This is a genomic window from Kocuria rosea subsp. polaris, from assembly GCF_001483755.1.
Taxonomy (GTDB): Bacteria; Actinomycetota; Actinomycetes; order Actinomycetales; family Micrococcaceae; genus Kocuria; species Kocuria cellulosilytica.
Genome location: NZ_LQBK01000002.1, coordinates 267,139 through 292,934, shown reverse-complemented (window position 1 = coordinate 292,934; position 25,796 = coordinate 267,139). Strand labels below are relative to the sequence as shown.

The following is a 25,796-nucleotide window of genomic DNA, read 5'->3' as shown; positions in this document are numbered from 1 at the left end:
TAGGCCAGGCGCGGGACCGGCTCAGTACCGCTTCGCGGCCTTCGGGTGGGCGCGCAGCTCCGCGGTGGTGGAGGCGTGGATCTTGCGCTCCACCACGAAGGAGAGGAACGGCACCACGCCGCCCAGCGCCATGACCACGAGCTGCGGGAAGGGCCAGCGCATGAGCGTCCAGATCCGGAAGCAGGAGATGAGGTAGACCACGTAGAACCAGCCGTGGACGATGAGGATCCACGTGGAGATGTTGACCCCGCCCGCGAGGTTCTCGAGCTCGAGGTCCTGCCAGCCGAGGGCCACGGTCTGTCCCGTGGCCCGGTCGGTGCCGCCCGCGATCAGGTCGTAGCCCAGTCCGTAGCGGGTGATCATCTCGGCCACGAGCAGCAGCAGGAAGGTCCCGGAGATCCAGGCGCAGACCATGTAGAAGCTCAGGGCGCCGCGGATCTGGGCCTCGGTGCCCCCGAAGCGGCGGCGCGGCTGCAGGGCGGCCGCCCGGCGCGGGACCCGGCCCGGGGACGCCGCCTCCGAGGGGCGGGCGTCCGGGGGCAGGGGGACGCGCACCCCGTCGGTGCGCTCCTTCGGCACGGGTGCCGGCGAGGGGGTCGGCTGCGTGGGTTCAGTCATGGTGGGCTCCGGTCCTGTCCTGGGTCCTGTCGTGGGTCCTGGGCTCGCGCGCCCGGTCGCCGGGCTGGTCGTCGAACCAGTAGTACTCCCCCGCCTCGGGGTCGTAGTAGTAGTAGCGTCCGCTGGCCTCGTCGTAGTAGTAGCCGCTCTCGTGGTGGTCGCCGGGGCGGCCGCCGCGGGAGGCCCCGCCCTCGAAGTAGAAGTACTCCTCCGGGTGCTGCTCGCGCTGCCACTCGTCGCGCACGAACCGCCACCAGATGTAGAGGGCGAACCCGGCGAAGACCACCCACTCGACCGCGTAGAAGACGTTGAGCAGGTTCACGGACTCGTCCGTGGGCTGCTGGTCGATGTCGAGCCGGGACAGCTCCGGGCTCAGCAGGGCGGCGTCCGGGGCGAGGGTCCCGTCCGCGGTGAGCGGCGGCGGCGCGGTGGCGGGGGTCTCGGCGAAGGCGGCCACGTACCCGGACCACAGCGGGACGTCCCAGAGGTTGCTCAGCTGGGCCGGGGACACCGTGCGCACCTGCCCCTCGGGCAGCTCGTCGCCGGGCACCGGGCCCTCCGCGGGCAGGTACCGGCCGACGACGTCGACGGCGCCCTCCGGCTCCTCCGGCACCGCGGCGGGGTCGGCGCTCCAGCCGCGGGCCACCGCGAGGGTCAGCTCGCCGCCGGCGTCCGGCCACAGGTCCTCGCTGCCCGGGACGGTGAGGGCGCTGACCGCCCACCAGCCCTCCGCGCCGTCCTGCAGGCGCCCCGGGACCAGGACGGTGGACCCGTCCCGGTACTCGCCGGTGACGGTGACGAGCTGGTCGGCCTGCGCGGCGGTGACGGGGGCGCCGGCCTCGGCGGCCTCGGCGAGCGGGACGGCCACGTCCTTGGCGGGGTCCGCGACCGTGCGGGACTGCTCGCTGGACTCCAGCTGCCACTGGCTCAGCAGCACGAACCCCACGGCCAGCCCGAGGCTCACGATCAGGGCGAGGATCGAACGGGGGCGCAGGACGGTCGTGAGCACCCGTCAAGGCTAGTGCGCGTTCCTGGGCGTTCGCCAGTTGCGCGCGGGCCCGTGCCCCGCCGGCGGGACGGGGCACGGGCCCGCCGGCGGGGCGCGGGTCAGCCGCGGATGACGACCTCGGCGCGCTGGAACTCCTTGAGCTCCAGGTACCCGGTGGTGGCCATCGAGCGGCGCAGGGCGCCCACGAGGTTGGAGGTGCCGTCCACGTGGCGGGACGGCCCGAAGAGGACCTCCTGCAGGGGCCCCACGGTGCCCACGCGGGTGCGCAGCCCGCGCGGCAGCTGCCCGTGGTGGGCCTCCGCGCCCCAGTGCCAGCCCTGGCCGGGCGCCTCCTCGGTGCGGGCCAGCGCGGTGCCGAGCATCACGGCGTCCGCGCCCATGGCGAGCGCCTTGACGATGTCCCCGGAGACCCCCACCCCGCCGTCGGCGATGACGTGGACGTAGCGCCCGCCGGACTCGTCGAGGTAGTCGCGGCGGGCCGCCGCGACGTCGGAGATCGCCGTGGCCATGGCCGCGTGGATGCCCAGGGTGTTCTGGATGCGCATGGACGCGCCGCCGCCGAAGCCCACGAGCACGCCGGCCGCGCCCGTGCGCATGAGGTGCAGCGCGGGCGTGTAGCCGGCGGCGCCGCCCACGATGACCGGGACGTCGAGGTCGTAGATGAACTTCTTGAGGTCCAGCGGCTCCTGGTTGCGGGAGACGTGCTCCGCAGACACCGTGGTGCCGCGGATCACGAAGACGTCCACGCCGGCGTCCAGGACGGTGCGGTAGTGCTCCACCGTGCGCTGCGGCGTCAGGGACCCCGCGACGATGACCCCCGACTCCCGGATCTGCGCGAGCCGGGCCGTGATCAGCTCCGGCTGCACGGGGGCCTCGTAGAGCTCCTGCATCCGGCGCGTGGACGCCGGGGCGTCCTCCCCGGAGAGCTCCGCGATCTCGTCGAGCACCGGCTGCGGGTCCTCGTAGCGGGTCCACAGCCCCTCGAGGTCCAGCACCCCCAGTCCCCCGGCCCGGCCGAGGGCGATGGCCGTCTCCGGGGACGTCGCCGAGTCCATCGGGGCGCCCAGGAACGGGATGGAGAACCGGTAGGCGTCGATCTGCCAGTCCGTGGACACGTCCCGGGGGTCGCGCGTGCGGCGCGACGGGACGAGGGCGATCTCGTCCAGGGAGAAGGTGCGGCGGGCGCGTTTGGAGCGGCCGATCTCGATGTCGTAGCTCATGGTGTCCTTTCCGAACGGTGCAGCGGACGCTCGCTCAGCGCTGGTAGTTGGGTGCCTCGACGGTCATCGTGATGTCGTGCGGGTGGGACTCCTTGAGCCCGGCCGGGGTGATGCGCACGAACCGGCCCTGGTGCTTGAGCTCCTCGATGCTGTGGGCGCCCACGTAGAACATGGTCTGGCGCAGGCCGCCGTCGAGCTGGTGGACCACGGCCGAGAGCGGGCCGCGGTACGGGACCTGGCCCTCGATGCCCTCGGGGATGAGCTTCTCGTCGCTGGCGACGTCGGCCTGGAAGTAGCGGTCCTTGGAGTAGGAGGTGTTCTTGCCGCGGGACTGCATGGCCCCCAGCGAGCCCATTCCCCGGTAGGTCTTGAACTGCTTGCCGTTGACGAAGATCAGCTCGCCCGGGGACTCGTCGCACCCCGCGAGCAGGGACCCGACCATCACGGAGTCCGCCCCGGCCACGAGGGCCTTGCCGATGTCGCCGGAGTACTGCAGACCGCCGTCGGCGATCAGGGGCACGCCCGCCGGGATCGCCGCCTTCGCCGCCTCGTTGACGGCGGTGACCTGGGGGACGCCCACACCGGCGATGATGCGGGTGGTGCAGATCGAGCCGGGGCCCACGCCCACCTTCACGGCGTCCGCCCCGGCGTCGACGATGGCCTGGGCGCCGTGGCGGGTGGCCGCCTGCCCGCCGATGACGTCCACGTGCGCGGCGGCGGTCTCCGCCTTGAGCCGGGCGATCATGTCCAGCACGCCCTGGGAGTGCCCGTTGGCGGTGTCGATGAACAGGGCGTCCACACCGGCCTCGACCAGGGTCATGGCCCGCTCGAAGCCGTCGCCGAAGAAGCCGACGGCGGCGCCGACGCGCAGCCGGCCCTCGTCGTCCTTGGTGGCGTGGGGGTACTGCTCCGCCTTGGTGAAGTCCTTGATCGTGATCAGGCCCGTGAGCCGGCCCGCGTCGTCGACGAGCGGCAGCTTCTCGATCTTGTTGGACGCCAGCAGCTGGTGCGCGTCGTCCTTCGCCATCCCGACCTTGCCGGTGATCAGCGGCATGGGCGTCATGACCTCGTGCACCCGGCGCCGCGGGAACTCGCTCTCCGGCAGGTACCGGGTGTCGCGGTTGGTGATGATGCCCAGCAGCTTCTGCTCGGCGTCCACGACGGGCAGGCCGGAGACCCGGTAGTAGCCGCACAGCCGGTCCAGGTCCTCGAGGGTCGCCTCCGGGGAGATGGTCACGGGGTCGGTGATCATCCCCGACTCGCTGCGCTTCACCCGGTCCACGTGCTCGGCCTGGTCCTGGATCGAGAGGTTGCGGTGGATCACGCCGATGCCGCCCTGGCGGGCCATGGCGATCGCCATCGAGGACTCGGTGACGGTGTCCATGGCGGCGGACAGCAGCGGCACCTCCAGGTCGATGCGCCGGGACAGGCGGGTGCGCGTGGACGCCTCGGACGGGATGACGTCGGTGTTGCCGGGCAGCAGCAGGACGTCGTCGTAGGTCAGGCCGGTGAACCCGAAGGGGTCCTCGGACAGGGCGGTGGGGACGGCGGTATCCGACACGGTGGGGCCTTTCAGCTTCGAGGGAGTCGCGACCATTCTACGGGCCGGGTCCCGGCCGGCGGACGGCTGTGGCCGTGCTCACGGCCCGGCGGGGAACCCGGCCCGGTCCGCGTGCAGCGCCGCCTCGACCCGCTCCGCGAACATGGGGGCCAGCGTCCGCACGTACTCGACGGTGAGGTGGTTGTTGTCCCAGTAGGTGAAGACGTTGCCGACGACGGGGGTGCAGGTGCCGTCCGGGCAGATGAGGTCCCCGAGGTCGACCAGGGAGACCCGCGGCAGCTCGGCCACCGGGGCCAGCGGGCTGTCCGGGCCCAGGATCGTGTGGGAGGCGGTGCACTCGGGGGCGTCGGCCCCGTGCTCCGCGGCGCAGCGCGCGGGGACGAAGTCGAACCGGGGGTTGTCCCGCAGCGCGACGACCTGGATGCCGCGCTGCGCCAGCCCGCGGATGCGCTGCTCCATCCCGGGGGTGAACTGCTCCTCGTTCTCGTCCGTGCTGCGGGTGCCCTGGACGAGCACCAGGTCCGGGTCCACGGCCTCCACCACGGGGTCGGTGCCCTCGAGCCAGCGGGCGCACGGCTCGTGGTCGGCGACCTGCTCCTCGGGCAGCCCGTACAGGCAGTTGCCGCGGATGTAGGTGACCACGCGCCAGTCGTTGCGCTGTGCCAGGTGCTCGACGGCCGGGATCCACTGGTGCACGTGGCTGTTGCCGATCACCAGCATCGTGGCGGAGGGGTCGGGGTTCGGGACGGTGTCGAAGCACCACCGCCGGAAGCGTTCGCCGACCCCCGCGGCGGGCGGACAGGGCTCGCCGAGCCCCGGCTTCGCGTACGGCTCCCCGGTGATCACGGGGATGGTCGCGGCGGCCGGGTCGCCCTGGTGGCGGAAGCCGGGCAGCAGGGCGGCCGCCCCGGGGTTGTTGCGGTCGGCGGACGCGGCGATCTCGAGGGCCCGCCGGTCCTCGGCCACGCGGTCCGCGGTCACGGGCACCGCGACCGCGGCGAGGCACACCACGATCACGGCGGCCAGCCGCAGCCGGCTCCGCTCGGGCCAGGACCAGCGCTTGAGCGGGTCCTCGACCAGCCGGGTGGCCAGCACCGCCAGCACCAGGCAGACCAGCACGATCGCCACCCCCGACCGGGGCCCGGCCATGGGCCGGTCCCGGAGCACGAGGTAGGTGATCAGCACCGGCCAGTGGATCAGGTACAGCGCGTAGGCGGAGTCGCCGAGCCGCACCAGGGGGCGGGAGGCGAGGAGCCGGTCCAGGCCGAAGCGCGATCCGGACTGCCCGGCCACGATCACCGCCGCCGCGGAGAGCAGCGGCCACAGCGCGATCCACCCGGGGAACGCGCCCTGCACGTCGACCAGCACGCCCACCGAGACCATGCTCACCATCCCGGCCCAGCCGAGCACCACGCGCAGCCGGCGCCCGGGCCGCAGGTGGGGCACGGCCAGCGCCAGCAGCGAGCCGAGGGCGAACTCCCACAGCCGGGTGCGGGTGTCGAAGTAGGCGAACTCCTGCTGCGTGGCGGTGGCGTGCACGGACCAGGCCAGGGAGGCCGCGAGGATCAGCCCGAAGGCCACCGCCAGCACCGGCACCGGCCGCCACCGGCTCCGCCGGGAGACCAGCCACGCCGCGGCGAAGACCAGCGGCCACAGCAGGAACACCTGGCCCTGCACCGACAGGGACCAGAAGTGCTGGAACGGGGAGGCCGTCGAGTGGTCGGCCGCGTAGTAGTCCACCGCGCTCAGCGCCAGCGCCCAGTTCTCCGCGTAGAACACCGAGGCGAGCGCCTCGTCCCGCCACCGCCCGGCGTCGTAGGCCGGGTAGAACAGCTCCACGAGGACCAGGGTGGCCAGGATGGTGAGCACCGCCAGGGGCAGCAGCCGCTTGAACACGTGCAGCCAGTACCGTCCCAGCGCCAGGGGCCGGCCGGCCTCGAGCTTGCGCACGAAGGACAGGGTCAGGAAGAACGCCGAGATCAGCAGGAAGACGTCCACGCCCCCGGAGACCCGGCCGAGGAACACGTGGTAGACGACCACGAGCAGCACCGCGACCGCGCGCAGGCCCTGCACCTCGGGGCGGAACCCCGAGTACCGGCCGGCGCCGCGCCGCGCCGCGTCCGGGCTCTCGGCGGTCCCGGTGGACGGCTGCGGGGCGGTGGCGTGCACGGTGGCCACGGGGGCACCTCCAGGGGGCGGCCCCGGCGCGGCCGCGGGCGGCACCGGGGAGGGGGGGAACGGGGGAGGACGAGCGGGGGGGGGAAGAGCAGGGGGGCAGGCGGGGGGCGCCCGTCGTGACCCTATCGCACGGCCGGTGCCGGGCCGGTGCACGCACGCCGGGGTGCTGTCCCCGGGGTCGGGCGCGGGGCGCGGGCCGCGCTCAGGGGGACGTCGCGGCGAGCAGCGGGCCGGGCAGCCGCGCCTCCACGGCCGGCGCCATCGTCCGGGCGTAGGTCCACGTGAGGTGATGCGGGTCGAAGAAGACGTACGCGTTGCCCACCACGGGACGGCACAGCCCCTCCGGGCAGATGAGGTCGGTGAGGTCGAGGGAGGTGAACCCGGCTCGGTCCGCGAGGGCGTCGGCCGGGTTGACGGGGGCCAGCACCTGCTCGACGGGCACGCGGCAGCGGTCGGCGTCCTGGCCGTGGCGCTGGGCGCACTCGTAGGGGTTGAAGTCGAACCGGGGGTTGTCCCGGAAGCCGACGACGTCGATGCCCTGGCCCGTCAGCCGCTCGACCAGCTCGGGGAACCCGCCGACCAGGGCCTCGGCGGAACCGTCCATGCGGGCCGCGTAGGTCGAGGTCGTCATGACCGCGTCCGGCGCGAGCCGCTCCACGTACTCGATCGCCGCGTCGTTGCCCGCGTGGCAGGCGTCCCCCTCCGGGCGCACCGCGAAGGCGCAGCCCGGCTGCAGCACGGCGACGAGCTGCCAGCCGTGCTCCTCCGCCACGGGGATCAGCGCGCCCATGAACTGCTCCATGTGGGAGTTGCCGACCACCGCGACGGTGCGCGAGGGGTCGGACAGGGCCGGGGTCTGGCGGCAGTACTGCTCGAGGACCTCCTGCTCGGGGGCGAACTCCCCGGAGCAGGGCTCCGGCAGTCCCACCCACTCGTCGCCCAGGGCGGAGGCCAGCGGCAGGGTGGGGGCGTCCGGGTCCCCGCGGAACTCGAAGCCCGGCTCCAGCACCGCGGCCCCGGGACTGTTGCGGGCGGCCTCCTGCGCCAGCCGCTCCTCCCGGCGGGCGTCGGCCTGCTGCCAGGCCAGCACCGGCACGACGACCAGCGCCAGGCTCACCGCCACCGACACCGCCAGCCGCCGCTTGTCCCGCTCCGGCCACGCCCACCGCTGGAAGGGGCGCTCCACCAGCTTCGTGGCGAGCACCGCCAGGACCAGCGAGACCACGATGATCGCCGCCCCGGAGCGCGGACCGGCCACCGGCCGGTCCCGCAGCACCAGGTACGTGATCAGCAGCGGCCAGTGCACCAGGTACAGCGCGTAGGAGGCGTCCCCCAGCCGCACCAGCGGCCGCGAGGCCAGCACCCGGTCCAGGCCGAGGGGCGAGCCGGACTGCCCGGCCACGATCACCGCCGCGGCGGACAGCAGCGGCCACAGCGCGATCCACCCCGGGAACGCGCCCTGCACGTCGACGAGCATCCCGACCGAGACCATGCTGGCCATCCCCGCCCAGCCCAGCACCACCCGCACGGCCCGCGGCGGGTGCAGGTACGGCACCGCCAGGGCCAGCAGCGAGCCCAGCGCGAACTCCCACAGCCGGGCCCGGGTGTCGAAGTAGGCGAAGGCCTGGTTCGTGGCGGTCGCGTGCACGGACCAGGCCAGGGAGGCCGCGAAGATCAGCCCGAAGGCCACCGCCAGCACCGGCACCGGCCGCCACCGGCCGCGGCGGCACACCAGCCACGCCGCCCCGAACACCAGCGGCCACAGCAGGAACACCTGGCCCTGCACCGACAGGGACCAGAAGTGCTGGAACGGCGAGGCCGTGGAGTCGTCGACCGCGTAGTAGTCCACCTCGGCCAGGGCCAGCGCCCAGTTCTCCACGTAGAGCACGGAGGCCAGCGCCTCCGTGCGCACGCGGTCGATCCGCGCCTCCGGGAAGAACCACCACGCCAGCAGCAGGGTGCCGAGGATCGTGAGCACCGCGAGGGGCAGCAGCCGCTTGAACACGTGCAGCCAGTACCGTCCCAGCGCCAGGGGCCGGCCGGCCTCGAGCTTGCGCACGAAGGACAGGGTCAGGAAGAACGCCGAGATCAGCAGGAAGATGTCCACGCCGCCCGAGACCCGGTCGAGGAACACGTGGTAGACGACCACGAGCAGCACCGCGACGAACCGCAGCCCCTGCACCTCCGGGCGGAACCCCGCGTACCGGGCCACCCGCCGGGCCGTGTCCGTGCCGACGGGCGCGTCCTGCTCACGAAGGCTCGTCATGGGCTCCTCCTGGGAACACCGTGCCGCCGGGGCGCGGCAGTGGTCGGGCGGACCTCCGCACTCTACCGGAGGCCGCGGTGCGGACCCCGCAGACGGCGGCGGACCCGCCCCACCGGTGGTGGGACGGGTCCGCGGGGCGAGCCGGCTCGGCGCCGGCCGTCAGTGCCGGCCGTCAGTGCTGGTGGCCGTGGCCGTGCCCCTCGTCGTCGGCGGGCTTGTCCGTCACGAGCGTCTCGGTGGTCAGCACGAGCGCCGCGATGGAGGCGGCGTTCTGCAGGGCCGAGCGGGTGACCTTGACCGGGTCGATGATGCCCGCGCCGACCATCTCGACGTACTCGCCGGTGGCGGCGTCGTAGCCGTGGCCGGGCTCGAGCTCGGCCACCCGGGCGGCGACCACGGCCCCGTCCTGGCCGGCGTTCTGGGCGATCCAGTACAGCGGCTGCCGCAGGGCGCGGCGGACGATGCCCAGGGCGGTCGCGGCGTCACCGGTGAGCCCGAGGTCGGACTCGTCGAGGACCTTCGCGGCCTGCACGAGCGCGGTGCCGCCGCCGGAGACGATGCCCTGCTCGAGGGCCGCGCGCGTCGAGGACACGGCGTCCTCGATGCGGTGCTTGCGCTCCTTGGCCTCCACCTCGGTGGCCGCGCCGACCTTGATCACGGAGACGCCGCCGGCCAGGCGGGCGAGGCGCTCCTGCAGCTTCTCGCGGTCCCACTCGGAGTCGGTGCGCTCGGCCTCGGCGCGGATCGTGGCGACCCGGTCCTGGATCTCGGCCTCGGTCCCGCCGCCGTCCACGAGGGTGGTCTCGTTCTTGGTCACCGTCACGCGGCGAGCGGTGCCCAGCTGCTCGAGGGTGACCTGGTCGAGGCTGATGCCCAGCTCGGTGGTGATGAGCTGGCCGCCGGTGAGTACGGCGAGGTCCTGCAGGATCGCCTTGCGGCGGTCGCCGAAGCCGGGGGCCTTGAGGGCCACGACGTCGAGGGTGCCGCGCAGCTTGTTGACCACGAGGGTGGAGAGGGCCTCGCCCTCGACGTCCTCGGCGATGATGGTCAGCGGCTTCTTGGCCTGGAGGACCTTCTCGAGCACGGGCATGAGCTCCGGCACCGAGGAGATCTTGCCCTGGTACAGCAGCACCAGGGAGTTCTCCATGACCGCTTCCTGGCGTTCGGCGTCGGTCACGAAGGACGGGGACAGGTAGCCCTTGTCGAACTGCATGCCCTCGGTGACGTCGAGCTCGACCTCGGTGCTCGAGCCGTCCTCGATCGTGATGACGCCGTCCTTGCCGACGGTCTCGAAGGCGCGGGCGATGAGCTCGCCGATCGCCGGGTCCTGCGCCGAGATGGCGGCCACGTGGGCGACGTTGGCGCCCTCCACGGGGCGGGCGTTCTCCAGCAGGCGGTCGGTGACCGCCTCGACGGCCTTCTCGATGCCGCGCTTGAGGCTCAGCGGGTCGGCGCCGGCGGCCACGTTGCGCAGGCCCTCCTTGACGAGCGCCTGGGCGAGCACGGTGGCGGTGGTGGTGCCGTCGCCGGCGACGTCGTTGGTCTTGGTCGCCACCTCCTTGGCGAGCTGGGCCCCGAGGTTCTCGTACGGGTCGTCGAGCTCGACCTCGCGGGCGATGGTCACGCCGTCGTTGGTGATCGTGGGGGCGCCCCACTTCTTGTCGAGCACCACGTTGCGCCCGCGCGGGCCGAGGGTGACCTTGACGGTGTCGGCGAGCTTGTTGACGCCGTTCTCGAGGGACTTGCGGGCGGCATCGTCGAATGCCAGCTGCTTGGCCATGGGCAATGGCTCCTTCTGGGTGGCTGGGGTCGCCAGCGGTTTCGGGGATCGGGATCGGCGAAGGGTGCCCGCCGCGGGCCCCGCGGGGCGTGCGCGACGGGCACCCTTCGTCCGGACTGCGCGGTCTGCGCCGGGTCTGTGCCGCCCGGTCTACTTCTCGACGACGGCGAGCACGTCGCGGGCCGGGAGCACCAGGTACTCCTCGCCGTTGTACTTGACCTCGGTGCCGCCGTACTTGGAGAAGATCACGACGTCGCCCTCCTTGACGTCGACCGGGATGCGGTTGCCGGAGTCGTCGACCCGACCGGGGCCGACGGCCAGGACCTTGCCCTCCTGGGGCTTCTCCTTGGCGGTGTCCGGGATGACGAGACCGGACGCGGTGGTCTGCTCAGCGGCGAGCGGCTGAACGACGATGCGATCCTCGAGAGGCTTGATGGAGACCGACACGATCTCTCCTTGTCTGTAGGGGTGGAAAACGGTGGGCGACCGCGGGCGGAGCCCGCTGTCGAGCTTCGGGCCGGTTGGCGCACCAACCGTCGTCGCGGTGCCGATCGATCGCCTGGCCCTTAGCACCCTCACCCGGAGAGTGCCAAGGCCAACTGTAGGAGGGGGCTGGCAGTCGGTCAAGGCGAGTGCCAGCGCGCCGGTGCCCGCGGGCCCCGATGGGAGGAATTAGGTCACACCGGTGTTCCCCAATGATTTGCCTCACGCCCGTCCGACGCTCTAGGTTGAGCGGTAAGGCAACCCTTACCTCGGCCGAGCAACGGTGCCCTCCCCGTCGTCCCCGCACACCGGTGTGCGGGTACGTCGCGCCCATCGGACCCCGCCGACGCCCTCCCTCCCGGAGCGCGCCGGCGTCCTCTGCACGAAGGAAGACCATGAACCGCTCCACGCACCCGGCCGCCCTCCTGGCCGTCGCCGGCGTCCTCGCCCTCACCGCCTGCGGCACGGCCCAGGGCGACGAGCCCGCCTCCGCCGGGACCTCCGCCGCCTCGACCGCCACGGTCGAGGTCGAGGACAACTTCGGCACGCAGACCGTCGACGTCCCGCCGCGGTCCGTCGTCGCCACCGACAACCGCACGTTCGAGACGCTCGCCGAGTGGGACGTCGAACTGGCCGCGGCCCCGCGCGCCCTCATGCCGGACACCATCGCCTACGCCGACGACGAGTCCGTCATCGACCTCGGCAACCACCGCGAGCCGGACCTCGAGGCCGTCGTCGCCGCGGACCCCGACCTCATCGTCAACGGCCAGCGCTTCGCCGACTACCGCGAGGACTTCGCCGACCTCGTGCCGGAGGCCACCGTCGTGGAGCTGGACCCGCGGGAGGACCAGGCCTTCGACGCGGAGCTGAAGCGGCAGACCTCCGTCCTGGGCCGGATCTTCGACCGCGAGGACGAGGCCGAGCAGATCAACGGCGACTTCGACGCGGCGATGCAGCGCGTGGCCGACGGCTACCGGCCCGGCGACACGGTCATGGCCGTCACCGTCTCCGGCGGCGAGATCGGCTTCATCGCCCCGGACAAGGGACGCACCCTGGGCCCGCTGTTCGAGATCTTCGGCTTCGAGCCGGCGCTCGAGGTCGACGGCGCCAGCGACGACCACCAGGGCGACGACATCTCGGTCGAGGCGATCGCCGACTCGGACCCCGACTGGATCCTCGTGCTGGACCGGGACGCCGCGATCAGCGCCGACGACCCCGAGTTCACCCCGGCGCAGGAGGTCATCGAGGGCGCCGAGGCCCTGCGGAACGTCACCGCGGTGCAGGAGGGCAACGTCGTCTACATGCCCCGCGACACCTACACCAACGAGGGCATCCAGACCTACACGGAGTTCTTCAACACCCTGGCCGACGCCATGGGCGAGCAGAACTGACCTGTCGGACGGACGGCGGGAGCGGGGCCCTCCGCGACGGGCCCCGCTCCCCTGCCGCCGGACACGAGGCCGAAGGAAGGGCCGATCCATGACAACCATCTCGTCCGGACCCCGCACCGGGGGCAGGACCAGGAGCCCGGGGGCGCTGTTCGACCCCAAGCTCCTCCTCGGGGTGCTCGGGGTCCTGGCCCTGCTGGCCGTCTCCCTGCTCACCGGCGTCTACGACGTCTTCGGCGCCGCCGACGGCGACGAGATGTTCGCCATCACGCGGATCCCCCGCACCATCGCCCTGGTGCTCGCCGGCGCGGCCATGGCCATGTCCGGGCTGGTGATGCAGCTGCTCACGCAGAACCGCTTCGTGGAGCCCACCACGACGGGCACCACCGAGTGGGCGGGGCTGGGGCTGCTGCTCGTCATGCTCCTCGTGCCCGGCGCCACGATCCTCACCCGGATGCTCGGCGCCGTGACCGCGGCCTTCCTCGGGACCATGATCTTCTTCCTCTTCCTGCGCCGCGTCTCCCTGCGCTCCTCCCTCGTCGTCCCCATCGTCGGCATCATGCTGGGCGCGGTGGTCGGCTCCGTCTCGACGTTCCTGGTGCTGCAGACGGACATGCTGCAGAACCTGGGGGTCTGGTTCGCCGGCAGCTTCACCTCGGTCCTGCGCGGCCAGTACGAGGTGCTGTGGCTCGTCCTGCTGGTCGGGATCGCGGTGTTCCTCGTGGCGGACCGGCTCACCGTCGCCGGGCTCGGCGAGGACGTCGCCACCAACGTCGGCCTGGACTACCACCGGACCGTCCTGCTCGGGACGGGCCTGATCGCGGTGGCCACCGGGGTCGTCACCGTCGTCGTCGGCAACCTGCCGTTCCTGGGCCTGATCGTGCCCAACATCGTCTCGATGGTCCGCGGCGACGACCTGCGCAGCAACCTGCCCTGGGTGTGCCTGCTCGGCGTCGCCATCGTGACGGTGTGCGACCTGATCGGGAGGATCGTCATCATGCCGTTCGAGATCCCGGTGTCCGTGATCCTCGGGATCGTCGGCGCCGTGGTGTTCGTCCACCTGCTCCTCAGGCAGCGTCGACGTGTCTGAGGCCGTGCTCGGGACACCCGCGACGACACCGGCACCGGCCGCGACCCCGGCGGCGGGGGCCCGCCCCGCGCGGGGCGGCACCGGCGCGTTCCCCACGCCGCGGGCCCGGCGGCGGTACTGGACGGTCGTCGCCGTGCTGGCCCTCGCCTCGGCCGGCTTCGCCTTCGGCCTGCTGGCGTGGGACAACCCGATGCCGGTCGGCTCGGACGGGTTCTGGCGGATCGCGGACCGGCGGGTGACGGGCGTCGTCATCATGGCGGTCGTGGCCTTCTGCCAGGCCGTGGCCACGGTGAGCTTCCAGACGGCCACGAACAACCGCATCATCACCCCGTCGATCATGGGCTTCGAGTCCCTCTACGTGGCGATCCAGACGTCCACGGTCTACTTCCTGGGCGCCGCGGGGATCCTCGTCCTCCAGGGCGTGCCGCAGTTCCTCCTGCAGGTCGCGCTCATGGTGGCCCTCTCCCTCGCCCTCTACGGCTGGCTGCTCTCCGGCCGGTACGGGAACCTGCAGGTGATGCTGCTCGTGGGCATCGTCATCGGCGGGGGGCTGGGCTCCGTCTCCACCTTCATGCAGCGCCTGCTGTCCCCCAGCGAGTTCGACGTGCTCTCCGCCCGGCTGTTCGGCTCCGTGACGAACGCGCACGCCGACTACCTCCCCGTGGCCGTCCCCCTGTGCGTGCTGGCCGGGGGTGCGCTGTGGCTGCGCTCCGCCCGCCTGAACGTGGTCGCCCTCGGGCGGGACGTGAGCGTGAACCTCGGCGTGCGGCACCGGGCCGAGATCATGCGCACGCTCTTCTTCGTCTCCGTGCTCATGGCCGTCTCCACCGCCCTGGTGGGCCCGATGACGTTCCTCGGCTTCCTGGTCGCGACGCTCGCGTACCAGTTCGCCGGCACGCACGACCACCGCTGTGTCTTCCCCGTCGCGGTGCTCACCGGCTTCCTCGTCCTCACGGGCGCCTACTTCGTGCTGAACCACGTCTTCTACGCCCAGGGCGTCGTCTCGATCATCATCGAGCTCGTCGGCGGCTCCGTCTTCCTGTACGTCATCCTCCGAAAGGGCCGGCTGTGATCACCCTCACCAACGTGCGCAAGGACTACGGCGGGGAGGTGACGATCGGGCCCGTCGACCTCGAGATCCCGTCGGGCGGGATGACCGCCCTGGTCGGCCCCAACGGGGCGGGCAAGTCCACGCTCCTGACGATGATCGGCCGGCTGCTGGGCCTCGACGACGGCAGCATCGACATCGCCGGCTACGACGTGGCCACGACGCGGTCCAAGGACCTGGCCCGGATCGTGTCCGTCCTGCGCCAGGAGAACCACTACGTCACCCGGCTCACGGTGCGGCAGCTGGTCGGCTTCGGCCGCTTCCCGCACAGCCGCGGCCGGCTCAACGCCGCGGACGAGGAGATCATCGGCCGGTACATCGACTTCCTCGGGCTGCGACCGCTGGAGCACCGCTACCTCGACCAGCTCTCGGGCGGGCAGCGCCAGCGCGCGTACGTGGCCATGGTGCTGGCCCAGGAGACCGACCACGTGCTCCTGGACGAGCCCCTCAACAACCTGGACATGCGCCACGCCGTGTCGATGATGCAGCACCTGCGGCGGGCGTGCGACGAGATGGGCCGCACCATCGTCATCGTGCTCCACGACATCAACTTCGCCAGCCACTACGCGGACCGGATCTGCGCCGTGAAGGACGGCCGGATCGCCGAGTTCGGCGTTCCGCACGAGATCATGGACGGCGCGGTCCTCACCCGGGTCTTCGAGACGCCGGTGCAGGTCATCGACGGCCCCCGGGGCCGTCTGGCCGCCTTCTACTGACCGGCGCCCGCCCCGGCGGGCGGACCCGGATAGGGTGGACCGATGCAGAACGAGGCGGCCGACATCGCACCCCTGCTCACGGCCGAGGGGCAGCGCCTGCTCGAGGCGGTCGGCCCCTACGACGCCGAGGACGCGCTGGGCACGGCGACCCGCCTGCGCGCCGAGGGGCACGAGGCGCAGCTCGTCGCCGCGGTGCTCACCCAGGCCAGGCTCCGCGCCCGGGCCCGGGAGAAGTTCGGCGGATTCGCCGACCGCATGCTCTTCACCCGGGCCGGTCTCGAGCAGGCCACCCGGCTGCGGGTGGCCGCCCTGCACGCGCGGCGCTTCGCCGGCGCGGGCGCCGAGCACGTGGCCGACCTCGGCTGCGGCATCGGCGCGGACGCGCTCGCGCTGGCCTCCCTCGACCGCAGGGTCACCGCCGTGGAGCTCGACGAGACCACGGCCGCGGTCGCCACCCTCAACCTCCTGCCGTTCCCCGAGGTCACGGTCCTGCACGCCGACGCCGAGTCGCTGGACCTCGCCGGCCTGCCCGCCGGGCCGCCGGACGGGGTGTGGCTGGACCCCGCGCGGCGCACGACGTCGTCGTCGGGCACCCGGCGGATCTTCGACCCCGAGGCGTTCTCCCCGCCCCTGTCCTTCGTGGCGGCGCTGGCCGGGCGCGGCCTGCCCGTCGGGGTGAAGCTGGGGCCGGGGATCCCGCACGAGGCCGTCCCCGCCGGGTGCGAGGCGCAGTGGGTCTCCGACCGGGGCGACGTGGTCGAGGCCGTGCTGTGGTTCAACGCGGTGGCCCGCCCCGGCGTGCGGCGGGCGGCGCTCGTGCTCTCCGAGCACGGGTCCGCGGAGATCGTCAGCCCGGAGGACCACGACCCCGCCCACGCCGACGCGGTGGTCGGGCCCGTGGGCGCCTACCTCTACGAACCGGACGGCGCGGTGATCCGCGCGGGCCTCGTCACGGACCTCGCCCGGCAGCTGGGGGCGCGGCTGATCCACCCCCGGATCGCCTACCTCACCTCCGACGAGCTCGTGCGCACCCCGCTGGCCCGCGCGTACCGCGTGCGGGAGGTGCTGCCGCACACCGTCAAGGTGCTCAGGCGGTGGGTGCGGGAGCACGAGGTCGGCACGCTCGAGATCAAGAAGCGCGGCACGGACGTGACCCCGGAGGAGCTGCGCCGCCGGCTCGCGCCGAAGGGCCCCGGACGGGCCACGCTCGTGGTCACCAGGACGGCCGCGGACCCCGCCCCGGGCGGCCCCGGACGGACCGGGGCGGGCCCCGCGGAGAAGCGCGTCGTGATCGTCGTGGAAACCGTAGACTGAGGGCTCCGCGGGCCGTCCGGCCCGCCCCCGACCGGGCGCCCGCCCTCAAGAGCACGGAGGACCTGCCGCGTGGAGATCTCGTTCGCCCGCTCCCAGCAGTCGACGCTCGGCGTCGAGTGGGAGATCGCCCTCGTGGACGGCAGCACGGGGGATCTCGTGCCCCGCGGCCGGGAGACGTTCGAGGCCGTCCTGGACGCCCATCCCGACTGGGGCACCGACGGCGACCACCCTCACCTCACCGGGGAGTTCCTGCTCAACACCATCGAGCTGGTCACCGGGGTGTGCCGGGACGTGGCCCACTCCACCGAGCAGCTGTCCACCATGATGGACGAGATCCGCCGGGTCACCGACCCGCAGGGCCTCGAGGTCTTCGCCGCGGGCACCCACCCCTTCGCGCGCTGGCAGGACCAGCAGGTCACCGACAAGCAGCGCTACCACAAGCTCGTGGACCGCGCCCAGTACTGGGGCCGGCAGATGGTCATCTACGGGGTGCACGTCCACGTGGGCCTCGACTCGCGGGCGAAGGCCCTCCCGGTGCTCGACGGGCTGCTGACCTACTACCCCCACCTGCTCGCGCTGTCCGCGAACTCGCCCTTCTGGGCCGGTGAGGACACCGGCTACGCGTCGCAGCGCTCCATGATCTTCCAGCAGCTCTCCACGGCGGGGCTGCCGTACCACTTCCCGTCCTGGACGGCGTACGAGCAGTGCATCACCGACATGATCGCCACCGGCATCATCGAGGAGATGAGCGAGGCCCGCTGGGACGTGCGCCCCGTGCCCCGGCTGGGCACCGACGAGGTCCGCTTCTGCGACGGGCTCTCGACCCTCTGGGAGGTCGGGGCGCTCACGGCGCTGACCCAGTGCCTCGCGGAGTCCCTCTCCCGGGACGTGGAGGCGGGACGCGCTCCGGTGCGGCTCAAGCCGTGGCACATCCAGGAGAACAAGTGGCGGGCGGCCCGCTACGGCCTGGACGCCGAGGTCATCACCGACCCCCGCAACGTCGAGCGGGACCTGCGCGAGGACCTGAGCGCGCTGCTCGACCGGCTGGAGCCCGTGGCCGCGGAGCTCGGCTGCTCGCGGGAGCTCGCCGACGTGGAGCGGATCATGCAGGAGGGCGCCGGCTACCAGCGCCAGCGCGCGGTCGCCCGGGCCCACGACGGGGACCTGCACGCGGTCGCCCTCGACATCGTCCGCCGCACCCGCGAGAACGACTGACCGGGCGGGTGCGCCCGCCCGGCGCGCCCGCTCACACGGACACGGTGGTGACCGGCAGGGACGAGTCCGCGGCGAAGTCCAGCCCGGAGGGCGCCCGGCCGTCGGCCACGACCCGGGCGGCGAGCGCCGCGACCATGACCCCGTTGTCGGTGCACAGCGGGAGCCGGGGGATCACCAGCTCGATCCCGTGCTCGGCGCAGCGCTCGGCCGTGAGCTCCCGCAGCCGGGAGTTCGCGGCCACTCCCCCGCCCAGCAGCAGCGTCCCGAGCCCCTGCTCGGTGCAGGCGAGCACGGCCTTGCGGGTGACGACGTCGGCCACCGACTCCTGGAAGGACGCCGCGACGTCGGCCACCGGCACCGTCTCGCCCCGGGCCTCGCAGCCCTCCACGACCCGGGCGACGGCGGTCTTGAGCCCGGAGAAGGAGAAGTCGTAGCGGTGCGGCCCGGGCCGCTCGGCGGAGCCCATGTACTTGCCCGCGGTGAGCCCGCGCGGCAGGCGGAAGGCGGTGGGGTCCCCGTCCCGGGCGGCGGCGTCGATGGCCGGGCCGCCGGGGTAGTCCAGGCCCAGGACCCGGGCCACCTTGTCGTAGGCCTCGCCGGCCGCGTCGTCGATCGTGGCCCCGAGCAGGCGCACGTCCCGGCCGAGGTCCTCGACGGCGAGGATCTCGGTGTGCCCGCCGGAGACCAGCAGCGCCCCGAGGTCGCGGGGCAGGCCGTCGTCGAAGGCGCCCTGGAAGCCCTCGACCCCGGCGTCCTCGAGCAGGCCCACGCTGACGTGCGCCACGAGGTGGTTGACGGCGTAGAGGGGCTTGCCCGTGGCCACGGCGAGGGCCTTGGCGGCGGCCACGCCCACCATGAGGGCCCCGGCCAGTCCGGGGCCGGAGGTCACCGCGAGGGCGTCGAGGTCCTCGAGGTCCACGCCCGCCCGGTCCAGGGCCTCGCGGAGGGCGGGCACGATCGCGTCGAGGTGGGCGCGGGAGGCGATCTCGGGGATCACGCCGCCGAAGCGCGCGTGCTCGTCCATGGAGGAGGACACGACGTTGGCGAGCAGGGTGCGCCCCCGCACGATCCCCACGCCGGTCTCGTCGCACGAGGACTCGATGCCCAGCACGAGCGGTCCGTCGGTCATGGGGTCTCCTCCGTGGGGGTGTCCGGTTCCGTGGGGGCGTCCGGTGCGCCCGGGGTGCCGGGGGCGCTCGGCGCGGCGAGGTCGAGCCGCATGATCAGCGCGTCGGCGCCGTCCCGGTAGTAGCGGGGGCGGACGTGGATCTGCTCGTAGCCGAAGCGGCGGTAGAGCCGCTGGGCGCGCGGGTTGTCGGCGCGGACCTCGAGCAGCACCTCGGTGGCGCCGAGCTCCCGGGCCTGCGCGTGCAGGGTGCGCAGCAGGGCGGAGCCGATCCCGCGGCCCTCGTGCTCGGGGACCACGGCGATGGTCTGCACGTCGCCCACGGGGCGGATGCACATCAGTCCTGCGTAGCCGACGATCTCGCCGTCCTGCTCCGCCACCCAGTACCAGCACACGGGTTGGGCCAGCTCCGCGGAGAACATCTCCAGCGGCCAGGCGTCCACGGGGAAGAGCCGCCGCTCGAGCGCGTGCACCGCCGCGAGGTCCGCGGGCACCATTCGGCGCAGCGTCCAGGGGCCGCGCCCGGGCGCGGCGCTCACGCGCCCGCCCGCTTCCGGGGGCCGGGCACCTTCGCGTCGGACTCGCGCAGGTACAGCGGGGTCGTGTCCGGGGACGGCGCCTCCCCGCGGGCCGCGCGGCGCGCGGCGGCGAGGCCCAGGGACGACGCCGTGGGCTGCGCCGCGGCGAACTCCGGGACGGGACGGGCCAGGCGGTCCGCGTAGATCCCCGCGCCGCGGCCGTAGGCGGGCAGCGCGGGCAGCTGCTCGGCGGCGGCCACGCCGGGGCCCCCGGCCGGCCGCGGTCCGTCCTCGGCCAGGGCGTAGCGCGCCCAGTAGACCTCCTTGCGCCGGGCGTCGGTGAGCACGAGGAACTCCTCGTGCCCGGCCGTCCGGGCGTGCGCGGCCGCGTCCTGGGCGAGGGCCTCGAGGCTCATGAGCCCGTGCAGCGGGACGTCCCAGGCGAAGGCGAGGGCCCGCGCCGTCGCGATCCCCGCACGCAGGCCGGTGAACGGCCCGGGACCGGTGCCCACGAGGATCCCGTCGAGGTCGCCGCCCGGAACGCCGTGGCCGGCCAGCAGGTCCCGGACCGCGGGGGCCAGGACCTCGGCGTGGGAGCGGGTGTCCGGGCTCGCGAAGGAGCCGAGCACCTCGCCCGCACCGGTCACGAGGGCGGCGGAGGCGACGGCGGAGGAGTCCAGGCACAGGAGGAGCACCCGACCAGTGTAGTGCCCGCCCCGCCCTGCCCCGCCCGGCCCGCCCGGTCCGCCGCCGGGCCGGACGGGCCGGCCGGGGCGATCAGTCGAGCCGCGGCGGCCCGCCCGCCCAGCGCGGGCCGATCCCGGTGAGCGTGATGCGGCGGGGCTCATCGCCCGGGTCCCCGTCCGGGTCGCCCGGGTCCCCGTCCGGGTCGCTCGGGCCCTCGTCCGGGTCGCTCGGGTCCCCGTCCGGGTCGCTCGGGTCCTCGTCCGTGCGGCCCGGGTCCTCCGGGCCCGCCCCCGTCCCGGACGGGGCGCCGGGGCCGAGCGGGTCGGCGCCCACGGCGCGCTCCAGCACGATCTCGAGGCGGGACTCCGCCAGGTGCTCCACCTTCCCGGCGCCCCACTCGACCACGGTGACGGCCGTGTCCACGGTGTCCTCCAGGTCGATGTCGTCGACCTCCGCCGCGGAGCCCAGCCGGTAGGCGTCGACGTGCACCAGGTCCGGGCCGCCGGGCCGGGGCCCGTCCGGGACGCTGGGGTGGCGGCGCACCAGCACGAACGTGGGCGAGATGATCCCCTCGCGCACCCCCAGGCCCCGTCCCAGGCCCTGGGTGAACGTGGTCTTGCCCGCGCCGAGCTCGCCGGTGAGGACCAGCAGGTCCCCGGCGCGCAGCTGCCCGCCCAGCCGCTCGGCCAGGGCCTGGGTCCGCCCGGGCCCGTCCACCGTCACGGTCCGCGTCCACTCGCTCATGCCTGTTCTCCCTCCGGGCCCGCGCCGCCCCGGTCCTCCGCGGCGTGCAGGTGCACCCGCGGCACGCGGGGCGAGACGCGGGTGACGATCTCGTAGTTGATGGTGCCGGCGGCGTCCGCCCACGCGCTCGCCGAGGGGTTCTCCCCCGCCCCGAACAGCACGGCCTCCGCCCCGAGCAGTCCGTGCTCGGGGGCGGACAGGCCCGGCGCGCCGAGGTCCACGACGATCTGGTCCATCGCGACCCGGCCGACCTCCGGGTAGGTGCGGCCCTGGATCCGCACCGGCCCGCCGGTGCCGGAGCGCGGGACGCCGTCGGCGTAGCCCAGCGGGACGAGCGCCAGGGTGGTGGGCCGGTCGGTGACGTAGCTCAGCCCGTAGGACACGCCCTGTCCCGCCGGGACCTCCTTGACCGCGCTGACCGTGCTGCGCAGGGTCATGGCGGGCACGAGGCCGAGCTGCTCCGGGGTGCGGTCGGCGAACGGGGAGAGCCCGTAGAGGCAGACGCCCACCCGGACCATGTCCAGGAGCATGTCCCCGGGGCGTTCGAGCCCGGGGGCGCCGAACAGGCCGGGCGAGTTCGCCGCGTGCCGCAGGGCGGGCCGGAGCCCGGCGGCACGGGCCGTGGCCACGGCCGCGCGGAAGCGCTCGAGCTGCTCCCGGGTCTCGGGCCGGGCGGGCTCGTCGGCGACGGCCAGGTGGGTGAAGACGCCCACGACCTGCACGAGGCCCTCGGCCTCGGCCTGCGCGGCGGCCCGCACGAGCGCGGGCCAGAGGGCCTCCGGCGCGCCGTTGCGGCCCAGGCCCGTGTCGATCTTGAGGTGGATGCGGGCGGTGCCGCCGCGCGCGCGGGCGGCCTCCGTGATCGGGGCGAGCTCCCACCCGCTGACGCCCAGCTCGACGTCGGCGGCGAGCGCCGCCGCGAAGTCCGTGTCCACGGTGTGCAGCCACGCGAGCACGGGAGCGCCGATCCCCGCGGCCCGCAGCGCGAGGGCCTCGCCGACGTGGGCGACGCCCAGGGCGTCCGCGCCGGCCTCGAGCGCCGCGCGGGCCACGGGGACCGCGCCGTGGCCGTAGGCGTCCGCCTTGACCACGGCCATCAGCCGGGCGGGAGCGGCGAGGGCCCGCAGCCGGCGCACGTTGGCGCGGACCGCGGCGAGGTCGACCACGGCGCTGCGCTCGGGGCGGGGCGGGGGGCGGAGGACGCCGCCGGACGGGTCGGCCGGGACGGGTTCAGCACGGTTCACGGGTCCCATTCTCGCACCGGCGCCGTCGCGCCCGGCGCAGGGACGGGCCGATGCAGGGGCGGACCGGTGCAGGGGCGGGCCCGGTGCAGGGGCGGACCCGGTCCGGGGCCGGGCCGCCGGTGTCCCGGCGGCCGGACGCTAGAGTTGAGCCGTGTCCGCCGCGCCCCGCCACGTCCTGCTGATCAGCCTGCACACCTGTCCCCTCGAGCAACCGGGGTCGGGGGATGCGGGCGGGATGAACGTCTACGTCCGCCACCTCGCCGATGCCCTCGTGGACGCCGGCCACACCGTGGACATGGCCACCCTCGACCGCGGCGCCGGCGCCCCCGCCGCCGCGGGCGTGCGCACCACCCCCATCCGCCGCGGGCTGCGGCTGCTCACCGTGGCCCTGCCCGGGGCCGCCGGGGCGAGCAAGGAGGACCTGCCGGGGTTCACCTCCGCCTTCGCGGACGTGCTCCGCGCGGAGGCCGACCGGCCCGACGTGGTGCACGCCCACTACTGGCTCTCCGGCGCCGCGGGCCGGGAGCTCGCCGACGGGTGGGGGGTCCCGCTCGTGCTGACCCTGCACACCACGGCGCTCGGGAAGAACCTGCGCACCCGGACCGGGGAGGGCCTCGAGCCCGCCTCCCGGGCCGAGGCCGAGGCCGGGCTGATCGCCCGGGCCGAGGCCACGGTGGTGAACACCCGGACCGAGGCGCTGCAGATGATCGAGCTCTACGACGCCGACCCGGCACGCCTGACCGTGATCACCCCGGGCGTCGACCTCTCGGCCTTCACCCCGGACGCCGCTCCCGGGGAGCCCCGCCGCACCGGCGGGGCGCCCCCCGGTGCGCCCGGACGCCCGCTGCGGATCCTGTTCGCCGGCCGCCTGCAGGCGCTCAAGGGCCCGCACGTGCTCGTCGACGCGCTCGCACGGATCCGGCAGACCGCCCCGGACGTGGCCGTGGAGCTGGAGGTCGTGGGGGTCGGCACCCGGGGCTTCACGGCCGCGCTGCGGGAGCGCGTGCGGGAGCTGGGCCTGGCGGACGCCGTGCGCTTCGGGCCCGCCCTGCCCGCCCCGCAGCTCGCGGCCCGGATGCGCCGGGCCGACGTCGTGGCCGTCCCGTCCTCGTCCGAGACGTTCGGGCTCGTGGCGCTGGAGGCCCAGGCGTGCGGCACGCCGGTGCTCGCCACGGACGTCGACGGTCTGCGCACCGCGGTGCTCGACGGGCTCACCGGCCGGCTCGTGCCCGACCGAGACCCCGGTTCGTGGGCCCGCGCCGTGCTGGCGCTCGCCGCCGACCCCGCCGCGCTGGAGCGCATGGGTGCGGCGGCCGCCCGGCGCGCCCAGGGCCACTCCTGGGAGCGCACCGCCCGGTCCACGGCGGAGGTCTACGCCCGCACGCGGGCCCGGGCGGGGGTACGCCACGGTAGGGGCCGGCGGCTGAATACACTCGAACGGTGACGACTCCCCCCCTCTCCCCCGCAGACCTCGCCCGCCACCTCGATCACCACCGCATCACCGGAGCGGTGGCCACGCCCCGTGAGGCGAACCTGCGCAACATCCAGGGCTTCCTCGACGGCGACCAGCACCAGCACATGGGGGTGCTGCGCACCCGGGAGTGGACCTTCGAGGACGTGTTCGCGCTCATGCGGGACCGGGTCGGCATCTCCCCCGACCGGGCGCACCGCGAGGGCCAGGACACGATCTCCGCGGAGCTCTGCGTCGCCGCGCTGGAGCGCTACGCGGCGGTCCTGGGCGAGGTGGTCGCCGGCGGGGGCCGCGTGCTCTTCGCCACCGGGCACCCGGCCGGCCTGTTCCCGGTCTACGCGCAGCTGGCCCGGGTGGTCCGCCGCGCGGGCGCGCACGTGGTGCACGTCCCGGACGGCTTCCCCTTCGAGGACGGCGACGTCCGGCAGATCGAGAGCGTGGTGATGGTGGAGCAGTACGGCGGGCTGCGGCACACCCACTTCCCCGGTCCCATGTCCCTGACCCTCGAGAAGCTGCGCCGCGACGGGCAGAACCCGCCCGACCTCGTGGTCGCCGACCACGGCCTCGCCGGGGCGGCCGGCTCGCGGGGGCTGCGGACCGTCGCGGTCGCGGACTGCAACGACCCCGGAGTGTTCGTGGCGGAGGCGCAGGGCCAGGTCGAGGTCGCCGTGCCGCTCGACGACAACCTCCCGCCGCGCGTCTACGAGCCCGTCACCGCGTTCGTGCTCCACCGCGCCGGCCTGGCGGACTACGTCTGAGGGCCCCGGACGGCGCCGGCCCCCGCACCGGGGACGGTGCGAGGGCCGACGACGGGCGGCCGGGGTTCAGCGTTCGCGCTCGCCGCGGATGAAGGCCTCCAGGTCCGCCCGCGCCACGTCGTCGGGCAGCTGCACGTGCGGGGACTTCATGAAGTACGCCGAGGCCGAGGTCAACGGACCCCCGACCCCGCGATCGGCCCCGATCTTCGCCGCCCGGATCGCGTCGATGATCACCCCGGCCGAGTTCGGCGAGTCCCACACCTCCAGCTTGTACTCCAGGCTGATCGGCGCGTTGCCGAAGCCGTGGCCCTCCAGGCGCACGAAGGCGAACTTCCGGTCCTCCAACCACGGCACGTGATCCGAGGGCCCGATGTGCACGTCCTTCGTGCCGAACTCCCGCTCCACGTTGGAGGTCACCGCCTGGGTCTTGGAGATCTTCTTCGACTCCAGCCGGGTCCGCTCCAGCATGTTCATGAAGTCCATGTTCCCGCCCACGTTGAGCTGGTACGTCCGGTCCAGCACGTAGCCGCGGTCCTCCATGAGCTTCGCCAGCACCCGGTGGGTGATCGTCGCCCCGATCTGGGACTTGATGTCGTCCCCGACGATCGGCACCCCCGCCTCGGTGAACTTCTGCGCCCACCCCGGGTCGGAGGCGATGAACACCGGCAGCGCGTTGACGAAGGCCACCCCGGCCTCCAGGGCCGCCTGGGCGTAGTACCGGTCGGCCTCCTCCGAGCCCACCGGCAGATAGGACACCAGCACGTCCACCTGCGCCTGGCGCAGGGCGGCGGCCACGTCCACCGGGGGCTCCGCCGACTCCTGGACCGCCTCCCGGTAGTAGGCCCCCAGCCCGTCCAGGGTGGGCCCGCGCTGCACCGTCACCCCGGTGTGCGGGACGGTCGCGAAGACCAGGGTGTTGTTCTCGCCGGCGCCGATCGCCTCGCACAGGTCGGTCCCGACCTTGGCGGCGTCGACGTCGAAGGCGGCCACGAACTCGATGTCGGACACATGGTAGTCACCGAAGACCACGTGCATCAGACCCGGCACGGAAGCCGTGGGATCGGCGTCGGCGTAGAAGTGCACGCCCTGGATCAGCGAGGAGGCGCAGTTGCCGACACCGGCGACGGCCACGCGAATGGGATGGTGGGACACGGGACTCCTTTGTCTGGTCGTCTGGGTTCCGCCCCCGGCACGGGCCGGGCGAACACCCGCACGGGCTCCCGGCACGTCGCCGGGCAGGACCCAGCGGTCCAGTCTAGTGCCCGCCGGGGGCCGGGACGGCCGGGCTGCGGGCCGGGCCCG

Annotated in this window: 22 protein-coding genes; 8 read left to right on the top strand and 14 right to left on the bottom strand. The window is 74.0% G+C overall.

The annotated features are described in order from the left end of the window. Positions 1–21 precede the first annotated feature (21 nt). The 8 genes from AVL61_RS01530 to groES form a co-directional block, all read right to left on the bottom strand. Entirely contained in the window at positions 22–618 is a 597-nt protein-coding gene (locus tag AVL61_RS01530) for a DUF3817 domain-containing protein (RefSeq protein ID WP_058872574.1), read from the bottom strand. Continuing rightward, positions 611–1,627 carry an SURF1 family cytochrome oxidase biogenesis protein gene (locus tag AVL61_RS01525; RefSeq protein ID WP_058872573.1) on the bottom strand — a complete coding sequence of 339 codons (1,017 nt, stop codon included), beginning with the start codon at positions 1,625–1,627 and terminating at the stop codon, positions 611–613. The genes AVL61_RS01530 and AVL61_RS01525 overlap by 8 nt, the downstream gene beginning before the upstream one ends. A 98-nt stretch (positions 1,628–1,725) precedes the next feature. Continuing rightward, entirely contained in the window at positions 1,726–2,847 is a 1,122-nt protein-coding gene (locus AVL61_RS01520) for a GuaB3 family IMP dehydrogenase-related protein (protein WP_058872572.1), read from the bottom strand. A gap of 34 nt (positions 2,848–2,881) precedes the next feature. Then, positions 2,882–4,444: an IMP dehydrogenase gene (guaB, locus tag AVL61_RS01515; RefSeq protein ID WP_082696881.1), complete on the bottom strand. Its 1,563-nt coding sequence runs from the start codon at positions 4,442–4,444 to the stop codon at positions 2,882–2,884. A 42-nt stretch (positions 4,445–4,486) separates the two neighbouring features. Further along, entirely contained in the window at positions 4,487–6,586 is a 2,100-nt protein-coding gene (locus AVL61_RS01510) for an acyltransferase family protein (RefSeq protein WP_058872571.1), read from the bottom strand. A 202-nt stretch (positions 6,587–6,788) separates the two neighbouring features. Next, complete coding sequence (locus AVL61_RS01505; RefSeq protein WP_058872570.1) at positions 6,789–8,852, bottom strand: acyltransferase family protein; 2,064 nt, start codon at positions 8,850–8,852, stop codon at positions 6,789–6,791. 172 nt (positions 8,853–9,024) lie between these two features. Further along, positions 9,025–10,632, bottom strand: coding sequence for a chaperonin GroEL (gene groL, locus AVL61_RS01500; RefSeq protein WP_058872569.1), 1,608 nt, complete (start codon positions 10,630–10,632; stop codon positions 9,025–9,027). Between the two features lie 150 nt (positions 10,633–10,782). After that, a complete protein-coding gene (groES, locus tag AVL61_RS01495) occupies positions 10,783–11,079 on the bottom strand; it encodes a co-chaperone GroES (RefSeq protein WP_047801805.1) in 297 nt (98 codons plus the stop codon). A 431-nt stretch (positions 11,080–11,510) separates the two neighbouring features. Here groES and AVL61_RS01490 point away from each other — a divergent pair, with 431 nt between their 5' ends. The 6 genes from AVL61_RS01490 (at position 11,511) to AVL61_RS01465 (ending at position 17,946) form a co-directional block, all read left to right on the top strand. Continuing rightward, positions 11,511–12,506, top strand: a complete 996-nt coding sequence (locus AVL61_RS01490; RefSeq protein WP_058872568.1) for a siderophore ABC transporter substrate-binding protein — start codon at positions 11,511–11,513, stop codon at positions 12,504–12,506. Positions 12,507–12,594: 88 nt separating this feature from the next. Then, complete coding sequence (locus AVL61_RS01485; RefSeq protein WP_197412607.1) at positions 12,595–13,593, top strand: ABC transporter permease; 999 nt, start codon at positions 12,595–12,597, stop codon at positions 13,591–13,593. Continuing rightward, on the top strand, positions 13,586–14,665 hold the full coding sequence (locus AVL61_RS01480) for an iron chelate uptake ABC transporter family permease subunit (RefSeq protein WP_157571241.1): 1,080 nt from the start codon (positions 13,586–13,588) through the stop codon (positions 14,663–14,665). The genes AVL61_RS01485 and AVL61_RS01480 overlap by 8 nt, the downstream gene beginning before the upstream one ends. Beyond that, the gene (locus AVL61_RS01475; protein WP_058872566.1) at positions 14,662–15,417 is read left to right on the top strand and encodes an iron ABC transporter ATP-binding protein; all 756 of its coding nucleotides are present in this window, start codon (positions 14,662–14,664) and stop codon (positions 15,415–15,417) included. Before AVL61_RS01480 ends, AVL61_RS01475 begins: the two co-directional genes overlap by 4 nt. 42 nt (positions 15,418–15,459) lie before the next feature. Beyond that, positions 15,460–16,731: a THUMP-like domain-containing protein gene (locus AVL61_RS01470; protein ID WP_058872565.1), complete on the top strand. Its 1,272-nt coding sequence runs from the start codon at positions 15,460–15,462 to the stop codon at positions 16,729–16,731. Positions 16,732–16,800: 69 nt separating this feature from the next. Continuing rightward, positions 16,801–17,946, top strand: coding sequence for a glutamate--cysteine ligase (locus AVL61_RS01465; RefSeq protein WP_058872564.1), 1,146 nt, complete (start codon positions 16,801–16,803; stop codon positions 17,944–17,946). A gap of 31 nt (positions 17,947–17,977) precedes the next feature. On the opposite strand, the gene tsaD is transcribed toward AVL61_RS01465, so the two are convergent. The 5 genes from tsaD to alr all read right to left on the bottom strand — a co-directional run bounded on the left by tsaD (position 17,978) and on the right by alr (position 22,265). Then, positions 17,978–19,075, bottom strand: coding sequence for a tRNA (adenosine(37)-N6)-threonylcarbamoyltransferase complex transferase subunit TsaD (gene tsaD / locus AVL61_RS01460; RefSeq protein WP_058872563.1), 1,098 nt, complete (start codon positions 19,073–19,075; stop codon positions 17,978–17,980). Continuing rightward, positions 19,072–19,569: a ribosomal protein S18-alanine N-acetyltransferase gene (rimI, locus tag AVL61_RS01455; RefSeq protein WP_058872562.1), complete on the bottom strand. Its 498-nt coding sequence runs from the start codon at positions 19,567–19,569 to the stop codon at positions 19,072–19,074. Before rimI ends, tsaD begins: the two co-directional genes overlap by 4 nt. A gap of 38 nt (positions 19,570–19,607) precedes the next feature. Next, a complete protein-coding gene (gene tsaB, locus AVL61_RS01450; protein WP_058872561.1) occupies positions 19,608–20,285 on the bottom strand; it encodes a tRNA (adenosine(37)-N6)-threonylcarbamoyltransferase complex dimerization subunit type 1 TsaB in 678 nt (225 codons plus the stop codon). An 82-nt stretch (positions 20,286–20,367) separates the two neighbouring features. Further along, entirely contained in the window at positions 20,368–21,021 is a 654-nt protein-coding gene (gene tsaE, locus AVL61_RS01445) for a tRNA (adenosine(37)-N6)-threonylcarbamoyltransferase complex ATPase subunit type 1 TsaE (protein WP_058872560.1), read from the bottom strand. Further along, entirely contained in the window at positions 21,018–22,265 is a 1,248-nt protein-coding gene (alr, locus tag AVL61_RS01440) for an alanine racemase (protein ID WP_231738233.1), read from the bottom strand. The genes tsaE and alr overlap by 4 nt, the downstream gene beginning before the upstream one ends. Before the next feature lie 151 nt (positions 22,266–22,416). Between alr and AVL61_RS01435 the strand changes: the two genes are divergently transcribed. Together AVL61_RS01435 and AVL61_RS01430 are read left to right on the top strand one after the other, a co-directional pair. Beyond that, complete coding sequence (locus AVL61_RS01435; RefSeq protein WP_058872559.1) at positions 22,417–23,709, top strand: glycosyltransferase; 1,293 nt, start codon at positions 22,417–22,419, stop codon at positions 23,707–23,709. Next, positions 23,706–24,494 (top strand): phosphatase, encoded by a 789-nt coding sequence (locus AVL61_RS01430; protein WP_058872558.1) that lies wholly within the window; start codon positions 23,706–23,708, stop codon positions 24,492–24,494. The genes AVL61_RS01435 and AVL61_RS01430 overlap by 4 nt, the downstream gene beginning before the upstream one ends. A 66-nt stretch (positions 24,495–24,560) precedes the next feature. Here the strand turns inward: AVL61_RS01430 and AVL61_RS01425 are convergent, their stop codons facing one another. Continuing rightward, entirely contained in the window at positions 24,561–25,646 is a 1,086-nt protein-coding gene (locus AVL61_RS01425) for an inositol-3-phosphate synthase (protein WP_058872557.1), read from the bottom strand. Positions 25,647–25,796: the final 150 nt, after the last annotated feature.